Annotated in this window: 11 protein-coding genes; all 11 read right to left on the bottom strand. The window is 50.4% G+C overall.

The genetic code is table 11. The features are described from left to right. Positions 1-37: 37 nt before the first annotated feature. The 11 genes from ftsA to BUB59_RS03315 are packed head-to-tail and all read right to left on the bottom strand — an operon-like array spanning position 38 to position 12,291. Positions 38-1,276 (bottom strand): cell division protein FtsA, encoded by a 1,239-nt coding sequence (gene ftsA, locus BUB59_RS03365; RefSeq protein WP_073225623.1) that lies wholly within the window; start codon positions 1,274-1,276, stop codon positions 38-40. Next, positions 1,269-2,111, bottom strand: a complete 843-nt coding sequence (locus tag BUB59_RS03360) for a cell division protein FtsQ/DivIB (RefSeq protein WP_073225621.1) — start codon at positions 2,109-2,111, stop codon at positions 1,269-1,271. Before BUB59_RS03360 ends, ftsA begins: the two co-directional genes overlap by 8 nt. A gap of 17 nt (positions 2,112-2,128) precedes the next feature. Further along, complete coding sequence (gene murC, locus BUB59_RS03355) at positions 2,129-3,511, bottom strand: UDP-N-acetylmuramate--L-alanine ligase (protein ID WP_073225620.1); 1,383 nt, start codon at positions 3,509-3,511, stop codon at positions 2,129-2,131. Then, positions 3,511-4,581 (bottom strand): undecaprenyldiphospho-muramoylpentapeptide beta-N-acetylglucosaminyltransferase, encoded by a 1,071-nt coding sequence (murG, locus tag BUB59_RS03350; protein ID WP_073225618.1) that lies wholly within the window; start codon positions 4,579-4,581, stop codon positions 3,511-3,513. The genes murC and murG overlap by 1 nt, the downstream gene beginning before the upstream one ends. Beyond that, the gene (locus BUB59_RS03345) at positions 4,578-5,750 is read right to left on the bottom strand and encodes a peptidoglycan glycosyltransferase FtsW (RefSeq protein ID WP_073225616.1); all 1,173 of its coding nucleotides are present in this window, start codon (positions 5,748-5,750) and stop codon (positions 4,578-4,580) included. Before BUB59_RS03345 ends, murG begins: the two co-directional genes overlap by 4 nt. 17 nt (positions 5,751-5,767) lie before the next feature. Beyond that, positions 5,768-7,150 (bottom strand): UDP-N-acetylmuramoyl-tripeptide--D-alanyl-D-alanine ligase, encoded by a 1,383-nt coding sequence (gene murF, locus BUB59_RS03340; RefSeq protein WP_073225614.1) that lies wholly within the window; start codon positions 7,148-7,150, stop codon positions 5,768-5,770. Continuing rightward, a complete protein-coding gene (locus tag BUB59_RS03335; protein WP_073225612.1) occupies positions 7,143-8,570 on the bottom strand; it encodes a UDP-N-acetylmuramoyl-L-alanyl-D-glutamate--2,6-diaminopimelate ligase in 1,428 nt (475 codons plus the stop codon). Before BUB59_RS03335 ends, murF begins: the two co-directional genes overlap by 8 nt. Further along, positions 8,570-10,465: a penicillin-binding protein gene (locus BUB59_RS03330; protein ID WP_073225611.1), complete on the bottom strand. Its 1,896-nt coding sequence runs from the start codon at positions 10,463-10,465 to the stop codon at positions 8,570-8,572. Before BUB59_RS03330 ends, BUB59_RS03335 begins: the two co-directional genes overlap by 1 nt. Then, positions 10,462-10,776 carry a hypothetical protein gene (locus BUB59_RS03325; RefSeq protein ID WP_073225609.1) on the bottom strand — a complete coding sequence of 105 codons (315 nt, stop codon included), beginning with the start codon at positions 10,774-10,776 and terminating at the stop codon, positions 10,462-10,464. Before BUB59_RS03325 ends, BUB59_RS03330 begins: the two co-directional genes overlap by 4 nt. Further along, positions 10,773-11,825, bottom strand: coding sequence for a 16S rRNA (cytosine(1402)-N(4))-methyltransferase RsmH (gene rsmH / locus BUB59_RS03320; protein WP_073225607.1), 1,053 nt, complete (start codon positions 11,823-11,825; stop codon positions 10,773-10,775). Before rsmH ends, BUB59_RS03325 begins: the two co-directional genes overlap by 4 nt. Then, positions 11,812-12,291 carry a division/cell wall cluster transcriptional repressor MraZ gene (locus tag BUB59_RS03315; RefSeq protein WP_073225605.1) on the bottom strand — a complete coding sequence of 160 codons (480 nt, stop codon included), beginning with the start codon at positions 12,289-12,291 and terminating at the stop codon, positions 11,812-11,814. The genes rsmH and BUB59_RS03315 overlap by 14 nt, the downstream gene beginning before the upstream one ends. Positions 12,292-12,374: the final 83 nt, after the last annotated feature.

Genomic DNA, 12,374 nt, shown 5'->3' with positions numbered 1-12,374 from the left:
TGGGTAGGTTTGTTGTTTAAAATCTCTTGGTTTGTGATTAGAAGTAGGTCTTCAGGAATTCAGAGAATCGCTTAAAGCCCTTCTTGACGGAAACCGCGATCTGGGCACCAGTTTCCTTGTTCTTCTTTTCACGATGTTGCTTGTTGGCATAGTGAAGCAGGCCAATGCCCGTTGCATAAGAAGGATTCTGGAAGGCTTCCTGAATACCAGTCATGCCCTTGGGGCGGCCGATACGGACAGGCTTGCCGAATTCCTTGGCAGCAACAGTATCGATGCCTTCCAGGTTGCAGCAGCCACCCGTCAGGACAATTCCACCATTGATGATGGAATCCATCTGATGCTTCTTCAAGTCCTTTGCCAACAGCTGGAAAATTTCCTGGACGCGGGCGGTAATCACGCGAGCCAGCAGCTGCTTGGAGCAGGGAACGTCACCGCGGTCACCTACAGCGGGAACCGGGAAGGTTTCGTCTTCAATAAGATTGTTCAAGAGGCAGGTGCCGTACTTCTTCTTGATTTCTTCTGCCTTGGACAGAGAAATAGGTACCGGCAGGCACTTGCTAATGTCGCTGGTGATTACATTACCAGCAAGATCCAGAGATGCGGTGTAGCGAACGGAATCGTTGACGAAGACGGCGATATCTGCAGAGCCTGCACCAATATCCACCAGGGCCACGCCCAATTCACGTTCATCTTCTGTAAGGACGGCGCATGCGGCTGCAAGAGGTTCCAGCACAAAGCCCAGCACATTGAGGCCGGCACGATTGACGCACTTTGCCAGGTTCTGCATAGCGTTCTGTCGGGAGGTGACCAACTGAACTTCTACACCCAGGCGGCGACCGGAACGGCCCTTGGGGTTACGGATATGTTCTTCATCGTCCAGAGTATATTCACCCGGGAACACATGGATGATTTCGCCTGCGGAAGCAGGAAGCGTACTTGCCTGCTTCTGGACGCTAGCAATGTCTTCTTCGCGAACTTCACCTGTAGGCAGCGTAATCAGGCCCTTGTAGCTAAAGGGCTGCACATGCTTACCGGCAATGCCCACGTACACGTCGTGCACATCCACACATGCGGAAGATTCCAGCATGTGAACAGCCTGCTGCAGCTTTTCCACTACGGAGTCAAATTCGTCAGCGTTTGCCAGAGTGAAATCGCCGCATTCAATCACGCGTACGGATTCACCGCCGGAAATGCCAACAAACAAGTTGACCTTGGAAGCCCCGATATCGAGACCAAAGATGTAATCGTCTTTCTTTACGGTCTGTTTATCATCCATTGAGACACCTCTTTTCATAATTCCTTACATAGGCGAAGCCCGGAAACCTCATATCAACTTCGCCAGCGCATCTTAAGTCCTTACCAAACCCCTTCCCCAGTGATTCGTACAGGGCAAACACGTCTTCCGTCCAGCTAGAAGCGGCAAACAGAACGTGATAACCTGCATCCTTGAAGAAAACTTCGAAAGCCTTATCCTTTTCGGACCAGCCCACCTGAGAAACTCTTTCGTACAGGTCGCTATCCATTTGACGCATGGTCGTGAGGAAAGCGGCCACATCCTTAACCTTGTCCAGATTTTCATGATCGAAAATGGGAAGCCTCATGGCGGATGCTCTTGCGATGGACATGGGCAAGCCCTTTTCGGAATATCCAATCACACTGGTGCCGTCAAATACGGAGAACACCGGAGAGGTTTCAGTCAGCTTGATGTTCAAGGTGGACGGGAAAGCCTTCGTGACCGTCACATCGTGAATCAGCGGCAAGCGAAGCAGAGCCTGACGGACGGAATCTTCATCCACGTCACTCATGAGCATGCCGGTTTCAATCTGAGCATTCTGGACCACATCTTCCCAGGAAAGCATACGATTGCCTTCAATATCCACATATTGCAGGTGGCGGAATTCCATCGGGTTAAAGCGCTGAAGTTCAAAACGCTGCTGATAGCCAACCACACCGATAGCGGCAAGCACAACACAAATAATCCAGCCACGGCGAGCAAACCAGCGGCAAGTGCGAGAGATACCAGATTTGATCTTCTGGCTTCTAGCTTCCTTACGCAGCTGTTCGTTCACGCCAATACGGCGGCCGAAAAAGTTTGTCTTGTTTTCAGTCAACGTTTAACTCCAATATCCTAGATGCATTCCTCAAGGATCTTTTCACCAAGCTTGTAGATACTGCCGGCACCCATCAGGACCACTACGTCACCGTCGCGCAATTCCTTCTTCAGGATAGGCAGCAGGTTCATCTGATCGCCAATGAAACGAGCATCGCGATGGCCACGGGCAGTTGCGCTGTTGGAAACCAGAGCGCCAGTCACACCTTCAATAGGCTTTTCGCGGGCAGGGTAAATGTCGGTTGCAAGCAGGACGTCGCAGTTGGCAAAAGCGCTACCAAAAGCTTCGTGCTGATCGCGAGTACGAGTAAAGAGGTGAGGCTGGAAAGCAACGATGATACGCTTGTCCGGGAAAGCATCGCGGAAACCAAGCAGGGTTGCAGTTGCTTCAGTCGGATGATGAGCATAGTCGTCAAAGACCATGACGCCATTCTTTTCGCCAATAAATTCAAAACGACGCTTCACGCCTTCAAATTCTGCAACAGCCTTGCGAGCAATGTCGGCAGAAATACCTTCTTCAATAGCCAGGGCCACTGCAGCGGTTGCGTTCAGCACGTTATGACGGCCCGGAATCTGAAGGCGGAATTCGCCCAGACTCTTGCCATCATTCAAGATTTCAAATACCGGAAAACCCTTTTCGAAACGAAGGTTATCCACGCGATATTTAGCCTGACGGGTAAAACCGTAAGTAATCACCGGCTTCTTCAGGCGCATCAAGATCTGCTGTGCGTTAGGATCGTCCAGGCACAGGATAATCTGTCCGTAGAACGGAATCTTGTTTGCAAACTGGACGAAAGCGTCCTTGATGTCTTCAATATTTTCGTAAGTATCCAGATGGTCTGCATCAATGTTGGTAATGATGGCAGAGGAAGGCATCATGGAAAGGAAGCTACGGTCAAATTCGTCAGATTCAGCGATGAGGTAGTTACCCTTACCCACCTTGGCGCCACTGCCGTGACCCTTCACCACACCGCCTACGATGATGGTGGGATCCAAGCCAGCTTCTTCCCAGATCTGTCCCACGATGGAAGTGGTGGTGGTCTTGCCGTGAGTACCGGCAATGGACAGGGTGTACTTCATACGCATCAATTCGCCCAGCATTTCTGCGCGCTTGATGACGGGAATGCGACGGTTACGAGCTTCAACCAGTTCCGGATTATCATGGGGAACAGCGGAGGAATAGACAACCAGGTCGGCGTCTTCTACGTTCTTTGCGTCGTGCTTAGGATCTACGCGGATACCCAGGTTTCTCAGGTAATCCACCACAGCACTTTCACTCATATCGGAGCCGCTGACCACAAAGCCATTGGCATGAAGGACTTCTGCAATACCGGACATGCCTGCACCACCGATACCGACGAAGTGAAGACGACGTACACGTTTGCAATCATTAATCTGCATTATGCATTCTCCTTAGAGAGGATAATCTTTGCAATCTGATCGGCAGCATCGGGCATGCCGAGAGTCTTTGCAGCGGCAGCCATGTTGGCCAGGCGGCCTTCGTCAGCCAAGAGGGATTCCACCTTTTCCCACAGGTGATTTTCTTCTGCATCCAGTTCCACAAGGGCTGCACCAGCTTTTTCTACCACGCGGGCATTATGTTCCTGGTGATTTGCAGTAGCATGCGGGAACGGAAGCAAGATGGAGGGCTTGCCGAAAGCGAGAATTTCAGCCAGGGCAGATGCACCTGCACGGCTGATGATCAAGTCAGCGTGCTTCATGTAAGAGTAGATGCCATCCAGGAAGCCGCGAACAGCCACATTGTTCACGTTACCTACGCGATTGTTGATGGTTTCCACATTCTTGACGCCCACCTGCCAAACTACGGATACATCGTTACGAGCTGCAATGGTCTTGATGCTTTCTTCAATCTTGTTGTTGATGCCTACAGCACCCTGAGAGCCACCTACGATAAACACGGCCTTCTTGCCAGCGGCAAATTCGATGGGACGAGGCAGGGAATCTTCAGAAGGCAATTCACGAACGGGGTTGCCGAATACCATGCACTTTTCAGCAGGGAAACCCTTGGCAGCATCTTCGGAAGTCACGAAGATGGTCTTTGCATAACGGGAACCCACCTTGTTTGCAACACCTGCAACAGCATTCTGTTCCTGCAGATAGACGGGAATACCCATGGAGCCTGCAGCAAGAACGATGGGAAGAGAGACGTAACCACCGGTTGCCACAACGACATCGGGCTTCACCTTCTTCACAACGCTCTTGGCGCGAACCAGAGCCTTGGTGAGATTAAAGGGAAGTGCCAAATTCTTAAGGAACGGACCACGGTGCAGAGGAACTGCAGAAATATATTCATAGGGCCAATTCTTTGCCACCAGGCGTTCTTCCATAGAATCCTTACGGCCGGCAAAAGTAATGTCGGTAACGCCCATCTTCTTCAGGCTATCTGCAATGGCTACGGCCGGGAAAATGTGACCACCGGTACCGCCACATACGAAAAGGAACTTTTTCATACGCCACTCCTTGTAAATTCAAAGTTTCTAAACACGCTGCTTTCCAGCGAAGAACCACTAGTATAAGGCTCGTTAATCTTACGTCCAGAATTTGCACGGGAAATGTTCAGCAAAATTCCAACAGCAACGCAGGAGAAGCCCAGATTCGTTCCGCCAAAGCTGAGGAACGGAAGAGGCTGACCCGTAGTAGGAATCAAGCCGACGCAAACACATACATGGACCACAAAGTTGAAGAACAGAGAAAGAGTCAATGCCAATGCCAGGAATCTGCCAAAGCGGGTAGAAGCATTCTGAGCAATCTTGAAACCCTGAGAGAACAGGATGGCAAATGCAATCAGAACAGCGAAAGTACCTACAAATCCAATTTCTTCACCAATCACGGCATAAACCACGTCCTTATGAGCTTCAGGCAAGTAACCCAACTTCTGAAGACCCATGCCGTAACCCGTACCAAACAATCCGCCGTTACCAAGAGCCTGTAAGGCATGGTCACCCTGGTAGTTAGAAGCAACCATCTGGCCTTCATCCGCAAAGAACGCCATGATTCGAGCTCTTGAGTGTGTAGAGAACAACAGCTTCAAAACACCCAGAGGAATAACCGCCCCAAGGATTGCAGCCAAATACTTCAGGTTTGCACCAGCAACCACCATCACCGTAATCACGATAGCAGAAATCATGATTAACATGGAGAAATTAGGCTGCAGAACAAGAACACCAGCACAGAGCGCGTAAGGAATACCGGGCTGAATCAAAGTGCAGGCCTTGCTCTTGATATTGTCTCCGGCTTCAGAAAGCTTGGCGCTAATCCAGATCAACAATCCCAGCTTCATAAATTCAGAAGGCTGGATACCGAAAATCCAACGATTTGCTCCCTTTACGCCATGACCCTTTGCAAGGGCTATCACGGACAGGATGAAGAATACCACAAATACAACGCGACCCAGCACCTTCCAATATCCGTAATCCAGCTTAGAAAGAAGCAGCATAATGATGAAGCAGGGAACAGCCTTCTTCAAATGGGCCACCATGTAATATTCAGCACCAAAACCCATGGACTTTGCCTGAGCTGCGGACGCGGTATACACCACGGCCACGCCGAGACACAGCAGCAACATCACTACGATGAGCAGCATCTTGTTCATGCCATTGTTTTGGACTGAATTATCCATAACCTTTCGTTACCTTCCTAAGCGTTCACCTTGGTCAGTTTCAACATTGCTTCTACGACCTGTTCCATATGCATACCGCGGGAACCCTTCACCAGAAGCACATCCCCTTCGGAAACTTCTTCCGTAAGAGCCGCAATCAGATCCTGTACAGAGTCAAAGTGGTAAGCGGACTTCATGCCCTTGGACTTGGCGCCCTTCACATAGAGTTTTGCCTTTTCGCCCACAGTCATGAGCATGTCAAAATTCATTTCGGGAACCATGGCACCCATTTCCAGATGGAGAGCGTCGGTCTTATCGCCCAGTTCCAGCATATCGCCCAGAATGGCAATGCGACGGTTCACCTTCATATTGCCGATGGTTTGCAAAGCCATCTTGGTAGAAGAGGGATTTGCATTGTAGCAGTCGGACACGATCTTGAAACCGTTGGCACTCTTGATTTCCATACGCATATTGGTGGAATGGAAGTTGGCAAGAGCCTTAGCAATGTCAGTCTTGGAAACCTTCATGGCTTCCCCGATGGCGATTGCAGCCAGTGCGTTATAAACGTTATGGATACCCGGCACAGACAGAGTAAACTTGGTGCGTCCAATGAAGAAGGAAGCGCAGTTGTTTTCGTCGTAGCTCAGCTTTTCGGGCTTGTAAATACCACGCTTGATACCGAAAGTCACCACCTTGTAGCTGGTGTTGGAACGGAGCTTGCAAAGACGAACGTCATCCGCATTGACGATCAGCAGGCCATTCTTCTTGAGGCCAGCGGTAATCGTGCGCTTTTCTGCAAAAACGCCATCAAAATCCTTCAGCTTTTCCAGGTGGCTTGCGCCAATGTTGGTAATTACAGCAATGTCCGGTTCAGTAGCAAGGGACAGGGGGCGGATTTCATCCGGACCGCTAGTTCCCATTTCCACAACAGCAGCTTCGTGAGTATGCTTCAGCTGGAACAAGGTCATGGGAACGCCAATGTGGTTATTGTAGTTACCAGCAGTAGCGTGAGTGTTGTACTTCATGGAAAGAACAGCCTTGGTCATCTCCTTAGTGGTGGTCTTGCCGTTAGAACCGGTAATAGCCACCTTCTTTACCTTGAAGCCCTTCTGATAGCCCTTGGCCAAGCGGAGAAGTGCCTTGGTGGTATCATCCACAGGGGCATACATCTTGAAATTTTCGATACCGACAGCATCCTGGTTCACAACACTCATCAGAGCTCCATTCTTTTCCATCTCAGTCACAAACTTATGGGCATCAAAACGTTCGCCCTTAATCGGCCAGAAAACAACACCCTTGGCAGGTTCCCTGGAATCCATGCAAAGATTCACCTTGCGGTTCTGGGTGCGAGCATTGACGCCCACAGCCTGGGTTTCCAAGATTTCAAGCAGTTCCTTGATTTTCAAATCCAGCTTAAACATTTTCCATAGCCTTCACCACTTCTTCGTGGTCGTCAAAATGATGTTTGGTCTTGCCAATGATCTGGTAGTCTTCGTGACCCTTGCCAGCAACCACCAGCCAGTCACCATCCTTCAGTTCAGCGCAAGCGCGCTTGATGGCTTCATCGCGAAGTTCCACCACTTCAAACTTGTCAGTCTTCATGCCAGCACGAACATCGTTAATGATGTCAGCCGGATTTTCAGTACGGGGATTGTCAGAAGTGAGCCAAGCCTTGTCGGAGAGGCGTTCTGCAATTTCACCCATAATGGGACGCTTCGTCTTATCACGGTCGCCACCGCAACCGAAAATGCAGGAGAGCTTGCCGCGGCAGAGGCTGCGGGCGGTCATCAAAACGCGTTCCAGGGCATCGGGAGTGTGAGCATAGTCCACAACCACATGAATGCCATTCTTATTCCAGACCTTTTCGAAACGGCCAGGAACGCGAACTTCTGCAAGAGCCTTATCCATGGCAGCCTTGGAAATTCCAATAGCATTTGCCCAGGAAAGGACCAGCATTACATTGTCCACATTGAAATCGCCGCAGAGGGCAGTTTCAAAGTGAGATTCAGCGCCAAAGCCAGACAGATCGAACTTCAGACCATCTTCCGTATTTTCAACAATACCAGCAGGCTTCACATCAGCTGCAGCGGAACCCAGGCGAGAAACGCCCACCGCATTACGGCCAGCCTTCTTCAAGCTTTCGCAAAGGGAAGCGCCATGAGCGTCATCCACGTTAATCACGGCAACACCATCAGAAGCCAGATACTTCGTAAAGAGCAAAGTCTTTGCGTCGAAGTAGGCATCCATAGTCTTATGGTAGTCCAGATGGTCCTGAGTCAAGTTGCTGAACAGGCCGCTACGATAGCTAATGCCTGCCACACGGCCCTGATGGAGGGCGTGAGAAGAAGTTTCCATCACCAAGTCAGAGCAACCCACTTCCACAGCCTTAGCAGCAAAAGCGAACAAGTCAAGCTGACCCGGAGTGGTCAGGTTGGCAGGAACGGAAACATCCCCCACCTTGTTCTTGATGGTACCCAGCAGGGCAACCTTGTGACCAGCAGCAGTCAGCATAGCGTCCATGAGGAAAGCGCTAGTGGTCTTGCCGTTAGTACCAGTAACAGCATGGCAGGTCAGCTTCGCAAACGGATCCTTATAGAAAATCTTTGCAGCTTCCAGACGGGCGGCCTTCACATCGGAAACCTGAATCCACTTGGAAGCAAGTCCCTCGGGAGCCACAGACTCGCTTACCACAGCAACCGCACCTGCAGCCACTGCGTCACGAGCGAATACGTCATAGTTAGGAGCCGGCATCGAGAAAAACAGGTCACCAGACTTCACGCGGCGGGAATCGTCGCACAAACCACGAACATTCATGTTCTTCATCAAAGTTTCAGAAAGCATTAGCCTTTCTCCTTCAACGTCAGTTTGCAAACTTGCCCTTTACTCAATACTTCATCGGCCTTCGGGGATTGGGCAACAACGCGACCCTTGCCGGTAAATTCAACCTTCATGCGGACGTTACTTGCCACTTCCATAGCATCCTTCAGGGAAAGGCCCTTGAAGTTAGGCATACGGCTACCGTCCACATTACCGAGGAAAAGTACGAGTCCCAAGGAATCGCCCATATCGCGACGCATGGAGATTACGCGACCATTTTCTTCGGAGCCTTCAAAATGAATCTTGCAGTTCTTTGCAGCAGCCAGCTGTTTTGCATCAGCGGCCATCATGCCGGTATAGTCATCATCACAGGGGGAATTCTGATCCACCACTGCCATACTATGAGACAGGGGGGAAAGATCCGGATGATAATAGGCGCCTTCCATAATGCGACGGAAGATAGGGCCAGCAGAATTACCACCATGATGCTGTGCGGTCTGAGGATCATCCACCAGAACCATGCAGACAAAGCGAGCGTCTTCAACAGGAGCAAGACCGATAAAGGAAGCTACCTGATGATCGCGATCGTACTTGCGAGTTTCCCGGTTGTACTTTTCTGCAGTACCAGTCTTTCCGCCGAATACCACATCAGGAATCTTCTTGCTCATGACCTTCTTAGCAGTACCGTTATTCACCACGCGATGGAGCATCTTGCGAATCTCTGCAGCAGTCTTTTCGGAAATCACGCGACGGACGGTATCCGGCTTGGACTTTTCCACCAGTTCGCCCTTAGAGTCGCGCCATTCCTTCACAATCTGAGGAACCATCAGGTAACCGCCATTGGCAACAGCGGAATAAGCCATCACCAGCTGGATAGGAGTCGCCATCAAAGCATGGCCAAAACCCATGGTCTTCAAGGTACGATCATCACGAGTCAGTTCGTAAGGCTGGTAAAGCTTTCCGGATTCTTCACCATAAAGATTTTCAGAAGTCTTCATGCCAAAGCCGAAGTTACGTGCCATACGGTAAAGCTTATCGGCACCCACCTTGTCGGCAATCTTTCCAAACACGATGTTAGAAGACTGCACCATGGCTTCACCCATATCCATGTCGCCATAGACGTGGGTATCGCAAATCTTTTCGGAACGTTCACTCCATTTCCAGCACTTGCCTTCGTCGGCGAAAATCGTGTCAGGAGAAACAATTCCATTTTCAAGAGCAGCAGCAGCGGTCACCACCTTGAAGGTAGAGCCCGGTTCGTAAGACATTGCCACAATGTCGTTCTTGGACATACGACCCACCACCTGCTTCTTGGAGTTGGGATCGTAAGTGGGATAGCTTGCCATAGCAAGGATTTCGCCAGTGTAAGGATCCACCACCACAGCACTAGCGCTTGTAGCCATGAATTCTTCCACGCCCTGCTTCAGAGCATTTTCCACAATTTCCTGCATGTTCTTGTCGATGGTCAGCACCAGGTTCTTACCCGGTTCTGCTTCGGCAACATTTTCAGAACGGCCGTAAATTTCGTTGCGGCGAGCATCCTGATAGCTGAGGCGGAAACCTTCATTACCGCGAAGACGGGAATCGAACATACGTTCAACACCCATAGAACCGATGCCATTGTAACCCACCTTGCCCACAATCTGGGAAGCAAGCTTTCCCTGCAGGAAGATGCGGGTAAAGTCCGTTGCATTTTCGTTGTCGCGGAGGTTATCAGCGAACACCACGCCGTTACGGTCCATAATCATACCGCGTTCAGCGTACACGTTCTTAGTCTGGGTCACCATGTTCTTGGTTTCCTGCTGGTAGACTTCACGATTCAACACCTGAATGTTGAAAGTCTGGAAAGCAAGAACGCCAACCACGCCCAGCACGAACATGCGGCAAATTCCGATGGGGCTAGTATTCAGGAAATTCATCGAGAACCTCCTACAATACGAACCTTAGTGGGAACGTCATTCAATCCCAGTTCCCACCCCTCGGAAGCGTTCAACAAGTATTCCAAGGAAGAAAGCTTGTTGATTTCCAGTTCCTGAGTCAGCACATCGCGCTGAAGCTGGTTAATCTGGACAGACAGCTTATGGGACTGTTCATAAAGTGCATTGGTACGATTCTGCATGTACAAAGGCAGAATCATATAGCAGCCAGCCACCAGGACAGCAATCACAAACAACCGCACGATATTGCGGTTCGAAGTAACGGCAGGCTTTGTGTTCTCTACAGCACTCATACCTTCTCGTACACTCTCAGTTTTGCAGAGCGAGCTCTGCTGTTCTTTGCGATTTCGTCATTGGTCGGGAGAATCGGCTTGCGATTCACCTTCTTCAAACGTTGATGGTTACCACCACACATGCATACCGGCAAATGTTCCGGACAAATGCATGCCTTTTCAAATTCAGCACAAGTATCCTTGACGCAGCGGTCTTCCACAGAGTGATAACTCATAACTACCAGACGACCGCCCACCTTGAGGCAGTTTACCGCAGCACGGATGCTGTCTTCAATCTGGCGGAGTTCGCCATTCACTTCCATACGAACAGCCTGGAACACGCGAGCGAGCAAGCTGTTGGCATCGCGACGCTTATCCGGGAAAACCGCTTCCACCACTTCCTTAATGTCGCTGGGAAGAATATCGCGGCCAGCGTCACCAGTAGCCTTAGCCACTTCAATAATGCGGGTAGCCAGTTTGAAGGCACGATCCATATCGGCATTCTTGCGGAGAGCTTCTGCCAGGTCGTCTGCGGAAACCGTACGGAGCCATTCCTGTGCGGAAACTTCTTCGCGACGATCCATACGGAGATCCAGCGGATTGTTGCCAACGAAAGTGAAGCCACGAGAGGAATCATCCACCTGATGGCTGCTGATGCCCAAATCATAAAGGACACCATCCAGAGAATCCACTTCAATTTCTTCGCCCAGCTTACCAAAAGGAACCGGATGAACAATAAACTTGGGAGCTACACCAGCCAAGCGCTTGGTAGCAAACTTCACGGCGTCATCGTCGCGATCAAAAGCGTGCAAGGTGCCAGCAGCAGAAAGGCGAGTTGCAATAGCGTAGGAATGACCGCCACCGCCCAGGGTGCAGTCCACGAAAGTTCCGTCGGCAAGCACGTCGTTTGCCTTGTTCAGCTCGGAACCCGCTTCAATACGCAAGCCCTGCAGGCACTGCATGAGCATGACGGGATCGTGATAGAATACGCCGCCTTCAACGCCTGCAATTGCAGCCGCAGAAATTTCATTTGTATGTAAGGATTTTACTTGAGGATCATTTTTGGACATTCGATCCCCCCGCAAAACCAGCATTAAAACAGAGCTTGTTGAATAGAGCCTTAGCTTCTTCGGTCTGAGAAGCAAGCTTGGCCTCGTACTTGTCTGTGTTCCACAATTCCAGAGACTTGCCGCGGTATTCGACGAAAGTAATGCTGTTCGTCAATTCGGCATACTGAATCTTGTCCTTAGGAAGCAAGATTCGATTCTGGCCGTCCAGCTCCACCAGGGAGGAACGGAGTCCCAGTCTGAATTGTTCTGCTAGTTCGCGGTCGGACCATTGATCCAACTCGTTCATGAACGACTCGTATTCTGACGGTACGAACAAACGAAGTCTTCCGTCTGCCCATAAAGTCAATACGAACTCCGTACCGTCTTCTGCGGTCAATTGACGACGGAATTCCCGAGGGAAGGCGCACCTACCCTTTCCGTCGATAGCCGACTTGGCTTGACCTATAAAACGTTTACGTTCGTTCATTACACACTATTCCATTACAAGTACACAACACATGGAATTAAAAACACACAGGGTAAATATACCCACTTTGCCCCACTTTGGCA

The sequence above is a fragment of the Fibrobacter sp. UWEL genome (genome assembly GCF_900142535.1).
In the GTDB taxonomy this organism is placed as follows: domain Bacteria; phylum Fibrobacterota; class Fibrobacteria; order Fibrobacterales; family Fibrobacteraceae; genus Fibrobacter.
This window is presented reverse-complemented; position numbering and strand designations above follow the sequence as displayed.